The organism is Corynebacterium sp. KPL2734, assembly GCF_040225595.1.
Classification (GTDB): Bacteria; Actinomycetota; Actinomycetes; order Mycobacteriales; family Mycobacteriaceae; genus Corynebacterium; species Corynebacterium rhinophilum.
In genome coordinates this window covers 1-13,526 of the sequence record NZ_JBEHFO010000014.1, presented here as the reverse complement: position 1 = coordinate 13,526, position 13,526 = coordinate 1, and the positions used below count along the sequence as shown (strand labels likewise).

At 59.3% G+C, this 13,526-nt stretch carries 11 protein-coding genes, 1 tRNA gene, 1 other RNA gene and 4 pseudogenes; 6 read left to right on the top strand and 11 right to left on the bottom strand.

Annotated elements, in window-relative coordinates:
- Positions 1–40 precede the first annotated feature (40 nt).
- Complete coding sequence (locus tag ABRP88_RS08895; RefSeq protein WP_349836977.1) at positions 41–1,132, top strand: HNH endonuclease signature motif containing protein; 1,092 nt, start codon at positions 41–43, stop codon at positions 1,130–1,132.
- Positions 1,133–1,173: 41 nt separating this feature from the next.
- On the opposite strand, the gene ABRP88_RS08890 is transcribed toward ABRP88_RS08895, so the two are convergent.
- From ABRP88_RS08890 to ffs, 6 genes are all read right to left on the bottom strand, one after another.
- A complete protein-coding gene (locus ABRP88_RS08890; RefSeq protein WP_023029977.1) occupies positions 1,174–1,830 on the bottom strand; it encodes a recombination mediator RecR in 657 nt (218 codons plus the stop codon).
- Positions 1,831–1,902: 72 nt separating this feature from the next.
- Complete coding sequence (locus ABRP88_RS08885; protein WP_005276451.1) at positions 1,903–2,271, bottom strand: YbaB/EbfC family nucleoid-associated protein; 369 nt, start codon at positions 2,269–2,271, stop codon at positions 1,903–1,905.
- 67 nt (positions 2,272–2,338) lie between these two features.
- Complete coding sequence (locus tag ABRP88_RS08880; RefSeq protein WP_349836976.1) at positions 2,339–4,969, bottom strand: DNA polymerase III subunit gamma and tau; 2,631 nt, start codon at positions 4,967–4,969, stop codon at positions 2,339–2,341.
- 18 nt (positions 4,970–4,987) lie between these two features.
- Positions 4,988–5,512: a hypothetical protein gene (locus ABRP88_RS08875; protein WP_284864743.1), complete on the bottom strand. Its 525-nt coding sequence runs from the start codon at positions 5,510–5,512 to the stop codon at positions 4,988–4,990.
- A 22-nt stretch (positions 5,513–5,534) separates the two neighbouring features.
- Positions 5,535–6,806, bottom strand: a complete 1,272-nt coding sequence (locus ABRP88_RS08870) for an aspartate aminotransferase type Ic (protein WP_349836975.1) — start codon at positions 6,804–6,806, stop codon at positions 5,535–5,537.
- Between the two features lie 63 nt (positions 6,807–6,869).
- Positions 6,870–6,966: signal recognition particle sRNA small type (ffs, locus tag ABRP88_RS08865), an RNA gene on the bottom strand.
- Between the two features lie 198 nt (positions 6,967–7,164).
- Between ffs and ABRP88_RS08860 the strand changes: the two genes are divergently transcribed.
- Positions 7,165–7,253, top strand: a tRNA-Ser gene (locus ABRP88_RS08860).
- A gap of 60 nt (positions 7,254–7,313) precedes the next feature.
- Here the strand turns inward: ABRP88_RS08860 and ABRP88_RS08855 are convergent.
- From ABRP88_RS08855 to ABRP88_RS08840, 4 genes and pseudogenes are all read right to left on the bottom strand, one after another.
- A pseudogene (locus ABRP88_RS08855) lies at positions 7,314–7,685 on the bottom strand (hypothetical protein); the annotation flags it as partial.
- 92 nt (positions 7,686–7,777) lie between these two features.
- Positions 7,778–8,041: pseudogene (locus ABRP88_RS08850) on the bottom strand (integrase core domain-containing protein); the annotation flags it as partial.
- 36 nt (positions 8,042–8,077) lie between these two features.
- Positions 8,078–8,605, bottom strand: a complete 528-nt coding sequence (locus tag ABRP88_RS08845; protein ID WP_349836974.1) for a transposase — start codon at positions 8,603–8,605, stop codon at positions 8,078–8,080.
- A pseudogene (locus tag ABRP88_RS08840) lies at positions 8,514–9,284 on the bottom strand (IS256 family transposase). Before ABRP88_RS08840 ends, ABRP88_RS08845 begins: the two are co-directional and overlap by 92 nt.
- Before the next feature lie 203 nt (positions 9,285–9,487).
- Between ABRP88_RS08840 and ABRP88_RS08835 the strand changes: the two are divergent.
- From ABRP88_RS08835 to ABRP88_RS08820, 4 genes and pseudogenes are all read left to right on the top strand, one after another.
- Positions 9,488–9,949 (top strand): annotated as a pseudogene (locus ABRP88_RS08835) (IS6 family transposase); the annotation flags it as partial.
- A 641-nt stretch (positions 9,950–10,590) separates the two neighbouring features.
- Positions 10,591–11,064, top strand: a complete 474-nt coding sequence (locus ABRP88_RS08830; protein WP_284819721.1) for a PDDEXK family nuclease — start codon at positions 10,591–10,593, stop codon at positions 11,062–11,064.
- Between the two features lie 171 nt (positions 11,065–11,235).
- Positions 11,236–11,889, top strand: a complete 654-nt coding sequence (locus ABRP88_RS08825; protein ID WP_349836973.1) for a hypothetical protein — start codon at positions 11,236–11,238, stop codon at positions 11,887–11,889.
- Positions 11,889–12,245 carry a hypothetical protein gene (locus tag ABRP88_RS08820; RefSeq protein ID WP_239268985.1) on the top strand — a complete coding sequence of 119 codons (357 nt, stop codon included), beginning with the start codon at positions 11,889–11,891 and terminating at the stop codon, positions 12,243–12,245. The genes ABRP88_RS08825 and ABRP88_RS08820 overlap by 1 nt, the downstream gene beginning before the upstream one ends.
- Before the next feature lie 327 nt (positions 12,246–12,572).
- Here the strand turns inward: ABRP88_RS08820 and ABRP88_RS08815 are convergent, their stop codons facing one another.
- On the bottom strand, positions 12,573–12,830 hold the full coding sequence (locus ABRP88_RS08815) for a hypothetical protein (RefSeq protein ID WP_239275893.1): 258 nt from the start codon (positions 12,828–12,830) through the stop codon (positions 12,573–12,575).
- Positions 12,831–13,526: the final 696 nt, after the last annotated feature.

Here is a 13,526-nt window from a genome sequence, read left to right as displayed (position 1 = left end):
CGCCTTGTAGCTCCCAGGCCCCAACCCTAGGCTGCGGGGCATGACGTTATTGGAGCAGCTGGGGGACATCGCCAAGCGCGGCGTAGACCTGATTGAAGAGGCCTACGCCGCCGCTGACCTGCCCCTGCCTGCGGACCACGCGCGCGAGCTGCGCCGCACCGCCGAGGCTTTCCTCGCACCTACCAGCCACTCGCGCTATCAGCGCCGCGCGCTGGCCGCCGCGCGCCGCAACCAGCACAGCCTGGCCACGCTCGCGCTCATCGCCCGCCGTTCCCGGCGCGTGAAAAATCCCACCGAGCGCTGGCGCTTCCGCGAAACCCTGTGCGCTACCGCCGGGACCACCGCCGAAGTGTCCCGCGCCGCCACACGCCTGCTGCGCGAAATCGCCCCACCGCCCGAGCGCGAAGACGGCGGGCGCCGCATCCTGCACGGCGAGAAAACCACGCTGAGCTTTACCGGCCCCGCCGCCGAAATGGCCGATATCTGGGCCACCGCGAAGGATAATCCCCTCGCCTGGCTCACCGGCTCCCGTGCCGTCGCGCCGGCCAGCGTGACCACCAATGTCATCATCGAGCTGCCGGATTACCTGAAAATCCTGCGCGGCGAGGGCTCAGAAGTCCGCCTCGCCATGACCAACGGTGCCACCATCACCGGCGCTGATCTCCTCCGTCGCACGCTCGCCGGCGCCGGGCTTTTTACCCTCATCCACCCCGCGGAAGGCCCCGTCAACCTCTACCGTGCCCGTCACGCCTCCGCCAAGCAGCGCCGCATGCTCGAGGCCGAAGGCGCGCGCTGCGCCTGGCCCGCTTGCAGACGCCCCGCCGCCGAATGCCAAGCCCACCACATCTTCGAATACGCCCGCGGCGGCCACACCCACCCGGCGAATATGTGCCTTTTGTGCCCGTACCACAATTCCATCAACGGCCTTCCGGGGCGGGGGCGGATGGCGCGCATCAACGGGCGCATCGCCTGGCTGCCGCCGCATCCGCGCCACGCGGGCCGCCCCGCCCCGTCATCAGACCCTCCGGGTTCCGCTGCACGGCCGCACTCGGCCTCGCCACCGGAGCCGAATGCGCCTCCCCCAGTCTTTACTGGCCGCGCGCCACGCGGGCCCACCGCCAACGTGCCCTAAACCCCAAGAAACCAAAAGTCCCGGGCCGGTGCTGCGGACACCTAGATAGTCAAGCGCCCCGAAAGCGCACGGGACAAGGTGAGCTCGTCCACGAACTCCAAATCGCCTCCGAGCGGCATGCCGGAGGCCAATCTAGTGATCTTTAAATCGGGAAAATCCCGCAATAACCGCACCAGGTATGCCGCGGTGGCCTCGCCCTCCGTATTCGGATCTGTGGCGAGGATGACCTCGCGGATGGTGGGGGTGTCGTCGTAAAGCGGGGCCTCTGGCGTGGAATCCGCCAACTCCCTATCCGGCAGCACCCCGCCCAGCCGCTGGAGGAGCGTGGAAATATTCAAATCCTTCGGCCCAACATTGGCCAGCGGGTCCAGCGCACCGCCAAGCACATGGTAGCGCCCCTCGTACTCACCCGTACGCTCGATGACCTGGATGTCCTTCGGCTCCTCCACGACGCAAATGGTGGAGGCATCGCGCTGCGAATTGATGCAAATCCGGCACACATCCTCGCGCGAAATATTGCAACAAATGCGGCAGAAAGTAACGCCGTCGCGCACGCCGCCTAAGGCATTTTGCAGGCGCTCAATATCCTCCGGTTCCATGTGCAACACATGAAACGCGATACGCTGCGCCGACTTCGGGCCGATGCCCGGCAGTCGCGAAAACTCATCAATGAGGTCCTGCAGAGGTCCTTCAAACACCACAACTCCCAAAATTACATCAAGGCCGCGGCCCCACTACCAGGGCAACGGCCTTTTTAGAATATCGCGCAGCTAGAAATTGCCGCCGAACATGTCATCCATCGACGGTCCACCCTGGCCGCCCATACCCTGCGACAGGGGACCAATCTTTTCCTGTGCCAGCTTGCCCGCAGCGGCGTGGGCATCCTTAAACGCGCCCATCACCAGGTCCTGCAGCGTATCGATGTCCTCGGGGTCAACCACGGACTTATCAATCTGCAGGTCTACCAGCTCGGCGCCACCGGTCATGGTCACCTTAACCAGGCCATTGCCCGCGCTTCCCTCAACATTGGTGGCCAGGATTTCTTCCTGCGCCTTCTGCAGCTCGGCCTGCACCTGCGCTGCCTGCGCGATGAGGTCGTTCATGTCGTTGGGTTGTGGGGTGGAATCTTGTTCAGCCATAGTTTTCGTCCTTTCTCAATAAATCCACTGTAGTTTTGCTACCGCCCGAGTCTACCGTGCCACAGTCCTATACACGGCGTGCGCCTAGTTCCTTTTCCACGAGCTCCATCGCTATCTCGGTGGCGCTGCGGTGGTCCATTTCGCCTGCGGACTGCGCGGCTTCGACCATGTCGCGTTCTTCGTCATCGCGCGTATAGGCCGGCGGTTCTTCCGGCGGCGGTTCGTCCGCGGGGCTGCCTTCCGGTTCTGGCTCGGGCGGCAGCGGCACCCCGTTGCTAAATTGCGGCGTGCGCGCGAATTCGTCGTCGCGTTGCTTCGCCACCTCGGTTGCCTTGGCGATGCGCGAGCGCCACCCGGGCTTACTCTCCGCCTCCTTGTCGTCGCTCGGCTCGCGTTCGGGCGCGTTGGGGTTCCATTCGGGTTTGCTTTGCGGCGCCCGCGGCGCATCGAACCCGGCGGTCTTTGGGTCCGTGCCCACCACGCAGTTGACCTGAATATCGCGTTGGAATTCTTCCCGTAGCACGTCCACGATGACGGAATTATTCGCCGGCGCATTGATGCGTTCTGCCAGCGCACCTGTGGTATGCCCCAGCGTCAGCGTGTTATCGCGGAACCCGAGCACGCGGGCTTCGGCAAGCATGATTTCAGCGACCTTATTCCGCTTGCCGACACTCCCCCTCAGCTCCACCCATTTCCTCTTCACTGCCTCCACGAAGTCACCGTCATCGCCGCTTGCCGATGCCCCCTGCGCCTGCCCTGCCTGAGACTGGCCCTGCGGCTGCTGTTGTTCTGCATGGGCTTGTTGCTGTCCCTCCGACTGTGCTGGCGCTGCCGGCACCGGTTTCTCCAGTGGTTCCGCTTGGCCGTTGCCGCGGGCTGGCGCATTCTGCGGAACCTGGCGCTCCTGGCCCCATGGATTCGCGCTACCGTCAGTTTCTACGTCGCCGCCTGCCGCGGTAGCCGAAGCGTCCTTTTCAGGCACATCGCTAGACTGCGAATCCGCGGACTGCTGCCCCGGCTGCATATATTCTGCGCTCGGTTGCGCAGGCCGTGAGACAGATCGCTCCTCATTCCCATCCCCTGCCGGCTGCGCCGATTGCTCAGCCGGGGTGGCCTGCGCAGACTGCGCTGCGTCCTCATGTCCGGCCCGCGAATGCTGCGCCGTTGCCTCCGGTTGCTCAGGTGTCTGCTCAGGCTGAGACGGCGATGACAGTGCTGACGGTGATGTCGATTCCGGTGCCGGAGCCGGTGCGCCGGTGCCCGCGGCGGTCTGGTTTTGTTGTTGCTGCGGTGCCGACGGTGCATCGGAGCTCGACCCGGCCTGGTTTTGCGGCGCCTGGGACTTTGCACGGCGCCGCGCGATGATGGCGGCCGCTGCCGACTGCGGATCTTGGGCGCCCGAAAAGGCTGGCCCGTTTCCCGCAGCAGGTGCCGCCTGAGCCGATTGTGCAGACTGTCCGCCATGGCCAGCATGGTTGGGCTGGCCAGCATGGTTGGGCTGGCCAGCTTGTGCGGATTGCGGGGCGCCGCTGGGTTGGGCAGGCTGGGCTGCGGATGCCGCACCAAGGGCGGCACTCGGCGCCGCGCTCGGGGCCGCGCCGGACGAGGTACCAATGAGCAAGTGGGCGCACATGATCTCGAGCAACAGGCGCGGTGAGGTGGCCCCTGTCAGATCGCTGATGCGGTCATTGACCGTCGAGGCAAGATAAGTCAGCTGCGGGCCGGAAAAACGCTGCGCTTGGGAGGTGAGCACCTCGGCGCGGTCGGTGGGCGCGGAAACCAGGCCGGCATCGATGGCCCCCGGCACGGCCTGCAGGATCATCAGGTCGCGCAAACGGTCGAGCAGATCCACCGCAAACCGGCGCGGGTCGTGGCCGGCCTCGATGACGTTGTCGATCTGTGCGAAAAGGCCGGCCTTGTCGTTCTCGGCGAGGGTGGCGATGGTGTCATCGAGAAGCGTGACGTCCGTAACGCCCAGCAGCGGGCGCGCGAGGTCATAGGTCAAGCCATCGGGACCCGCGCCGGCCAAAAGCTGGTCCAGCAGCGACAGGGTATCGCGCGGGGAACCACCGCCGGCCTCGATGACCATGGGATAAACGGCGTCTTCGACCTGCACGCCCTCGGAAGCCACGGTCTTTTGCAGCAGCCCCTTCATCGCGGGCGGGGTAAGCAGGCGGAAGGGATAGTGGTGCGTACGGGAGCGAATGGTGCCGATGATCTTTTCCGGCTCCGTCGTCGCAAAGATGAAAATCACGTGCTCGGGCGGCTCTTCAACCACCTTGAGCAGCGCATTGGCGCCGGACGGGGAAATCATATGCGCCTCGTCGATAATGAAGATGCGGTAGCGCGATTCCGCCGGCGCATAGTAGGCGCGGTCGCGCAGCTCGCGCATGTCCTCCACGCCATTGTGCGAGGCAGCGTCGAGCTCCGTCACGTCCAGGTTGCCCGGGCCGCCGGGCGCGAGCGACACACACGAATCGCACTTGCCGCACGGCGTCGAGGTGGGCCCGTGCTCGCAGTTGAGCGAGCGGGCCATAATCCGCGCCGAAGACGTCTTACCGCAGCCGCGCGGGCCGGAAAAGAGGTAGGCGTGGTTGATGCGCCCCGCGTCGAGGGCGGCAGATAGCGGCGTGGTGACCTGCTCTTGCCCCACGACCTCGGCAAACGTTGCTGGACGGTATTTCCGGTATAAAGCCACGGTTAGCCAGTTTACCGGCTAACCCTCGCGCGACCAGTCCAGCAGGTCAATGCCCTGCTCGGCCACGGCTTCCTGCAGCTTGCCGACGCCCTCTTCCACCCCAAACGCATATTCCGCATCCGTCAGCATGACCAGCTGCAGCACGAGCGTCAGGCGGTTCTCCTCGCGGTATTGCGGCGTCTGCCCGCCCCAGAGGTACGGGGCGATGAGCAGCCCGTGGTGCACGGTCTGCTCGCCGGGGAGATCCAAAAGTGACGGCAGCAAGACACCGGGTTGCGCGGGCAAGAGGCCGCCCGCCTTCTCCAGCTTCGCGGCCGCAGCCCCCACGGCGGCGGCGACTTCGGGCTGGCCCACGCGCGCTACAGTGACGAGTTCGCAGCGCACATCTAGGCCTTCGGCATCGCTGCGCAGGCCGGTATCGACGTCGTTGAAGGTGGTGGTGAGGGCGAGGGATTGGGCATCGGCAAGCGTGGCTAAACCCAACCTGCGCCCGTCGACGTATCGGAACTCCAGCGGAGCCGGGATGACCTCGCTAAGCCACACGGCGGATTCGTCGGCGTTGATTTTAGCCCTCCGCCTTTTCGATAGCTGCCAAGAGCACGCAGGTGGCGACGCCGTCGATGGCTTCCTCGATTTCCTCCTGCGGCGGCAGCGAAACCGCCAGGCGGATATTGCGGTCATTCTCATCGCGGCCGTGCGGGTAGGCCGCGCCCGCCTTGGTGAGCACGATGCCGGCGTCCTTGGCCAGCTCCCACACGCGGGTGGCGGTGCCGTCGACGACGTCCATGGAGATGAAGTAACCGCCCTCCGGGTCGGTCCATTCCGCGACCCCATACTCGCCCAGGCGCTCATCCAGGATGCGGCGCGCGGCAGCGAATTTCGGCGCCAGCAGCTCGGCGTGGCTGCGCATCAGCTCGCGCACGCCGTCCGCGGAGCCGAAGAACTCGGCGTGGGCGAACTGGTTAATCTTATTCGGTCCAATGCCGCGGATGCCCGCGTGCGCCAGGTACCAATCCAGGTTCTCTGCCGAGGACCCGAAAAAGCTCACGCCAGAGCCCGCGAAGGTGACCTTGGAGCTCGAGGACATGGCCCAGAAGCGGTTGGGGTGCCCGCCCTGCTTGGCGATGTCCAGAACCGGCAAGATTTCCGGAAACTCCTCTGTCAGCGTGTGTACTGCATAGGCGTTATCCCACACAATGCGGAAATCGGGCGCCGCGGTGTCCATTTCCGCCAGGCGGCGGGTCTTGTCCTCCGAAATGATCGCGCCGGTGGGGTTGGAGAACATGGGGATGAGCCACATACCCTTGACCTGCGGGTCTTGGGTGAGCTTCGCGATGGCCTCGACATCTGGGCCGTCGTCTTCCATCGGCACCGTCACCAACTCGAAGCCGAAGAGTTCCGTGATGGCGAAGTGGCGGTCATAGCCAGGCACGGGGCAGATCCACTTGACGTTTTCTTCCTCGCTCCACGGGCGCGGCGAATCATTGGTGCCGAAGGTATAGGCCCAAGAAATGAGGTCGAACATGATGTTGAGCGAGGAGCTATCGCCGGCCAGCAAGAGCTCTGGGTCAATATTGGTAAGCTCGCCCCACAGCTCGCGCAGCTTCTTCACGCCCTTCAGGTTGCCGTAGTTGCGCAGGTCAGCGCCTTCAGAATCGGTGTAGTTTCCCTCACCTGGCAGCGACAACAGCGCATTGGAGAGATCGAGCTGCGCCTTCGACGGCTTGCCACGGGTCAGATCCAGCTTGAGACCCTTTGCTTTCAGGTCCGCGTATTCTTCGCGGACTTTCGCGGCAAGTTCTGCCAAGGCGGATGATTCCAGAGTAAGAAGCGACATTAGTATGTCTACCTTCCGTAGTGTGGTGCGACGTTTAGCCACCAATACTAACGCACCCTGCATAAAAAAGGGACCCCGCGCACCCGTCAGAGCCTCCTGACCCTTGCTGCATTCCTGCCCTGGGGGAGTTCAGAGGATGGACGCCACGCGGAATCCTGCCTTTACTCTAACGCCCGCGGGCCACATTAGCCAAATACGCGTCTCTCGGAGCGATACGGAGGCTGCGGGCGGCATCGGTAAGCGGCAGCAGTACGGTAAGCGCGCCACCCTGCCCCACCGAAGCCCAATAATTGCCCAGAAATTACGTCTGACCAGGCGATTGGCATTCTAATTGCCACGGCTGCTAATGTTTCTTCTCGGAGGATTCGACTAGCGGCCTATGTCACACGCCTGGAACGCGTGCGGGGTTCACGCCCCTCGTGGGTTCAAATCCCACATCCTCCGCCATTGTCATGAGTCGCGACATGCTTGACAGGTCAGTCGCGACATCGTTGACAAACCGGCATCTTAGTCGTTTTTGTTCTGGGGTGCCGGTTTTTCGTGTTTTGGGTCTAGGGGTGGGTCGCCTTTTTTCCAGTAGGGCTTTTGGTAGTCGCGGGCTGTGTCGATGTAGTTCTCGGTGATGATTTCTCCGGTCGCAGCTAGTGATGTGATGATGTGGTTGTCGGCGATGACCATGAGGATTTTTTGTTTCTTGAATGCGCGCCCGATGCCTAGGTGGAAGAGTTTGCCGGCGTAGCGGACGGTGACTTTGCCGTTGTCCCAGACGATGTCTTTTCTGGTGCGCCATTCTTGTGTGGGATTGTCGTTGGGGCTGGCTTTTGTGCCGGTGGTGTAGCTGTGGTGTGGGGTGTGTCGTCCTAGTGCGCGGTGTGGGCGTTAGGGTTGCCCGCAAATCGTGGACACGTAGTAGAGCTACCTAGTGGTTAGGCAGCTAATTCTTTTCTGCTGGTGGTTAGGCTGGTGTGGTTCTCGAAATCGACGGGGCTGACCATCCCGAGGGCGGAGTGCCGACGTCGACGGTTGTAGACCACTTCAATCCAGCAAGCCACAGCCTGACGCGCAGCATCGCGGGTGGCCCAGCGCTTCCGGTCGTAGAACTCGGTCTTAAGCGTCGACCAGAACGACTCAGCCATCGCGTTATCGAAACACACTCCGGTACGCCCCACGGATTGAGCAATGCCCAAATTGCGGCACACCTCCCAGAGCTGCTCGCTGGTAAATTGTGTCCCACGGGAGAGTGTCCGATTCTTTGTGTGCGGGGGCTTGGTTTACAAGTAATCCGCGAATCGGTCGGGAAAGGCCACGGCTAGTTGGTTGATGGCTTGTTTCCACCCGGTGGCTTTCGCTCCTTCAATATAGCCGTTGCACTCAATGTTGCGCTTGGCTTTCTTCGCCCGCTGGGCAGCACGCTTGTCTTCGATATTGCAGATCATCAGCCACAGCGTCTTCAGCGCTGCGGTATCGTTCGGGAATTGGCCCCTGTTACGGGTAGCTTTACGCAGTTGGGCGTTGAGTGACTCGATCGAATTGGTGGTGTAGAGCACTCGCCTGGCCGCAGGCGGGAACTGCAAAAAGCGGCACGAACCGCTCCCAGGCGTCGCGCCAGACTTTGACCGACTGGGGGTATTTCCGACCAAGTTCACTGGACTCGAAAGCATCCAGGTTGGCGCGTGCGGTGTCTCCTCGTTAGTGGCTGTGTAGACCTCACGCAGCGCGCGGGAGACAGATTTGCGGTCCTGATAAGACACCCACCGGTTCGCAGCTCGAATCAGGTGCACAATGCAGGTCTGCACCATGGAATTCGGCCAGGTTGCCTCCACGGCTTCTGGCAGGCCTTTCAAGCCCGTCGCAGCACACGATGAACACGTCCTGGACCCCGCGGTTGGCCAGATCTGCGCACACCGATGCCCACAATGCAGCGCCTTCATTATCAGCGATCCACAATCCCAGGATGTGCTTGATGCCGTCTATGTCGACACCAACCGCCATGTAGCAAGCCTTATTGACCACGCGGTGGCCATCGCGAATTTTCACGCGTAGGGCGTCGAGGAAGATCACCGGGTAGAACTCATCTCACTGGCGGTTGTGCCAGATCATGACCTCTTCCAAGACCGCGTCGGTAATGGTGCTGATCGTATCCGGGCTCATATTCACCCCAAGGGTGGTCGCGAGATGATGGCAAATATCGCGCACTGTCATCCCGCCGGCGTAGAGCGAGACGATCATGTCGTCGAGTTCTGTGAGCCTGCGTGCGCCCTTGGGCACCATGCGGGGAGTAAACGTGCCGGCACGATCCCTGGGCACAGTTACTTCCACCGCGCCGTATCCAGAATTGACGGTCTTGCTGTACGACCCGTTGCGGTGATTGCTTCCTTGGGCGGGGCCAACCTGGGCTTTCGTCTTGCGGTCGGAATGGCTATAGCCCAAATGCGCATCCATCTCTGCCTGGAGACCAGCGTTAATCGAAGCCTGCAACAGGCCTTTGACCAGCTCGCTGGCGTCATCAGCAGAAGCCGACAGCTCGCTGATCAAGCTGGCGAGCTTAAGGATTTTCCATCAGCTTCTCACTGATGTCGTTGACCCTCGCCGGGTCATGGTTTTTCTTCGGTGACACAGTAGTCATTATCGGTGAAACTCCTTCTAGATCAGAGCCTCACACACAAACTTCCTGACACTCTCGGGTCGGCGGCAGGTGGTGCTACCTCTATCGGGCGATCACCGCCGGTGGCCAGACCTTGGAGTTTTACCTCTCTTCGAATCGGAACGTGGCCGCAGCGAAGTGTTTCCTGGCCAAGGCCGTCAGATCCAATGCGTCAGCCGGGTATCCCAGAGTGATCAACGCCGATAAAGCATCCTCCCTAGCCAGGGCAATCGCCGAGTTGAAGTCAGAGGGAATCTGCCCGCCAACAGTGGAACACCGGCAGGTGAAATACCTCAACAACATCCTGGAAGGCGACCATGGTCGGCTGAAGCGGATCCTCGGGCCAAAAGGCGCGTTTAAGAACCGGATATCTGCATATCGGACGTTGAAAGGGATGGAGGCGATGCACTCATTGCGGAAAGGGCAAGGCACGATGTTTGCCTACGGGCAACCGAACCCGGACGCGGTGATCGTCAACCAGGTCTTCGAGACGGCCTAACAACGCCCACACGCAGCGGCCGTCAGGGAATGAGAAACTGAGTCTTCGCTGCTCTCCGCCCAACTTTGCAACAGTACCGCTAAAACAATCGGGAAGCCTACACCTTCACCTCGGATATGATCGCCGAGAACTTTTCGACAAAATGGACTACTGCGGTAGAGCGAAGAAACTTTCGCAACGACATCAAGAAAGCCATTCATGACATTCTGTGTGTGGCCTAACGCTGGAATTACCTCCAATACTGACCGGTGTCACGTTGATCAAGACAGTCACCTCAGTCCGACAGCGGCCGTCTCGTCCAGAACTCGACTAGACAGAACACAGAAGACTAGCGCCCTCCGGCGCGCTTTCTTTTTACCTGAAAGCACTTTGCGCTGATCTGCCATCATCTTGCTAGTTATACACAGGGGTTTACCTATTTTCCCAGGTGGCTTATAACTATATCCCTGTAGATCTATATCCCCAGCCGATCAACCAACAGAACCGTCATATTGTGGGTTATGGTTTATACTCCCGCCTCGCCTTGCGGCTCGTTGGGCTGCCGCCCAAATCAAAGATTTGGTTGCCACCAACCAGCCCTTGTTACGGGTGCGTTGTGAAAGAATCAACAACTAAGACTTACCTACCCACCTTAGAAAGCCATGACCACACCACAATCCCTGATCACTCGCCTGGCGTCCCCAGACGCCACTGAGCGCACTGAAGCTGACATTCAGTCCGACATCAAGACCCTGCTGACTACCGCCGACTTCGACCTGGATACCCCACGGTTGGAAGAGCAGATCGGTGATGGTTCTCACCGACGAATCGACATCGCCACCGGAGCCACTGTCATCGAAGTAAAAAAGCGGCTCACCAACGAGAGCGCCGACGCGGACTACATCAACCAACTCGCTGGCTACGTCACTACCCGCATGAGCCAAGATGGTTCCCGCTACAACGGAATCCTCACCGACGGGAAAACCTGGTGGCTGTTCGAGCAGTCCCCGCCGATGGCTCCTTCGTCCGGCGCAGCACCTTCGAGCTTGCCCCTGGAGCTACCGGGTTCGGGCTTATTGAATGGCTCAAAGCCGTGTTGGCTACTCGGAGCAATTCGCGAATATCATTTTGATTGAACCTATCACAGGCGAGAACTCTCATTTATGAAACATCGGGAATCCCGCAATTCTCATTCCACCAGCGAGAGTATTCCACATGCTGTAGGATGCGGCTCATCCGAGAAGCGGGATGTCAGGATGGCGTGTATCCTAGATTTGTTCCGCCTATCGATACAGAAAGGTTCTATCATGAATCGAGTCGCACTTCTGACAGTTGTGTCTCTAATCACTGCAGGTATTGCCCCCGCAGCTTCTGCCGAAACGGTTGAACAAGCAGAGAAAACTCCTGTTTGGTTTGAAGAGCAATTTGATAGGTCTCTTAAGGAGATCACTCCTGAAGAGAAGAAGCAGCTTGAGCTAATTAGTAACGTCGGTGAACATATTGATTACGACGATGAGGGTAACCTCAAGTCCGATCTCAACGATGATCAGCTTCGTAGTGATTATGGTTTCGAAGACAAAGATGTCAGTTTTTTTCACTCAGTGCTTGCTGAGGATGAAAGCATTGTTCAGCACAAGGAAAACGAGCCAAAAATTGTCACTACATATGATCACAAGCTCGGCCACATATCAAATAGCGATTTGACGGTTGGGACGGCTGCAACTCTTACCGCAGCGGCAATGGAAGGGCCAGCTGCTCTTGAGGCGGCATTCTTTGCTTGGGGTGCTGTAGCAGGCGGGCCGATCGGAGCTGCTATTTCTGGCGCTGCCGGCCTTCTTGGGGCAACTTACTTTGTCGATCTCGCTACTAAAATCACAGGGGCGGTCGCGCAGGGTAAAGGTATTACCTGGTACTCTAAGTGGGGATTTCCGCCAATTACCGCAGAGATTGAGGATGACTAATGCGGACGGATAAAGATCCAAAGTTTATTCGCTTTCCAGAATCTCTGTGGGCTTTTGTCACTATATTCCCCTCGGATATTATTGAGAAACATGGAGTTGAGCACTTTTTCAATTCTGGATATTTGTGGCTCTATTCAATATTGGGAGTAATCCTTTTTGGTATTTCCATGATCATGGGTGAAAAAGCGGTATCTCCTTGGATGCATCGTGTGCGTTCCATTTTCCTCTTTGCTGCAACGATAGCTATTACAGCTTTCTTCCCTAGCTTGGTTGGGCGAATAGTCGTGGCGTTCCTAGCCATCTGCTACTTTTTCTGGCCCAATAACCATATAGTCTTTCGTCGAGCAGCGGCATGATCGGTGTTTTAAGTGGAGCTAGCAGTTTATTAATCACTTGATAAAAAGTGATAGGATCTTGCTAAACTGTCTTCCAAAACTTGGCCACAGTACTCATGCGGGTACTGTGGCCAAATTGGTGCATCTATCAAAAAGGGTACATAAGGGTTAAGTAGCTCTTAACTATGGAGTTGTGACGCCTTGAGAGTGTCAGGGAGATTTGGATTCAGAATCCCGCCACAAGGAGTTATTGAAATCCGCCCTTGATGCCCTTTTCTCGTTTCCGACCTAACCTAAACGGAACACGCCTAGGGGGATGAAGCGTCCGGGGTTTAGTTCCTACCTCAGCTAAGGAAGGGTTGAACTCTGCCTAAGACGCTTCACTTTACCGAAAGCCGGGCTGGTATTCATCGCATTAATAGCGTCCATTGCCGCCAGCTGCTCATGGCTGAGTGTGCATAGTGACGAGCTAATGGTCGGCGCGGCATTGATCGTGGTCGCGATTGTTTTATCCAGAAATCGGGAGGGGTGACGATTTAACCAAAAGATAAAAGCTGCAGGTAGTGCTACATGCTCGGAAACATATATTTTCCATAGTTTAGCCATACGGCAGGGGGTGACGTCTGTATATAAGACGGCATCACACGACTGCACAACTCTTACCTGTAGCAAGGGAGTCTTACCTGTAGCAAGGGAGGAATGGCGAGCGTCCCAGCGTGAGAGTATTGCGAAACCCCCGCGCGCGCATTAGCCTAAAACACGACAGCACAGTTCACCTTTGAATTGCTGCTGCACAATAAAAGGGCCCCAACCGACTGCTACTCGGTTGAGACCCTCGGGCCTAAAGACCCACGTGAAGCATCACCGTAATGAGCTTCACTGTTACGGTCGCAAGTGTTATGACCTTGATTGCCACATCGAGCCGGCTAAGCTTCGTGGCGTCAAGGTCTTTTCTTTTGCGACCGGGTGTATCCAATGAGTGTTTGCCCATTGTCTACCTCCCTTTTACGTCGTAGGGTTGTCCGCTCGCCTGAAAAAGGGACGCGCGGGACAGCCCACGTCACGCGCGGGCCTTACCGCGCACCGACGAGGAAGTCACGCCCACACTCCACCACAAGTAGTGGGGTGTGATTGTGAACCAGCACTAACGCTAGCAGTCACACCTGACGAGACCTAGAAGCGTGATTCCACCCCGGTCTTCATAAAGTCGTTCACGAGATAAAACGGTCAAGTCCGGTGGAGTGGTGTATCTGTCCTTCCTGAATCTGTGAATCGGGGGACAGTGTCAGGGTCGGTGTTGGG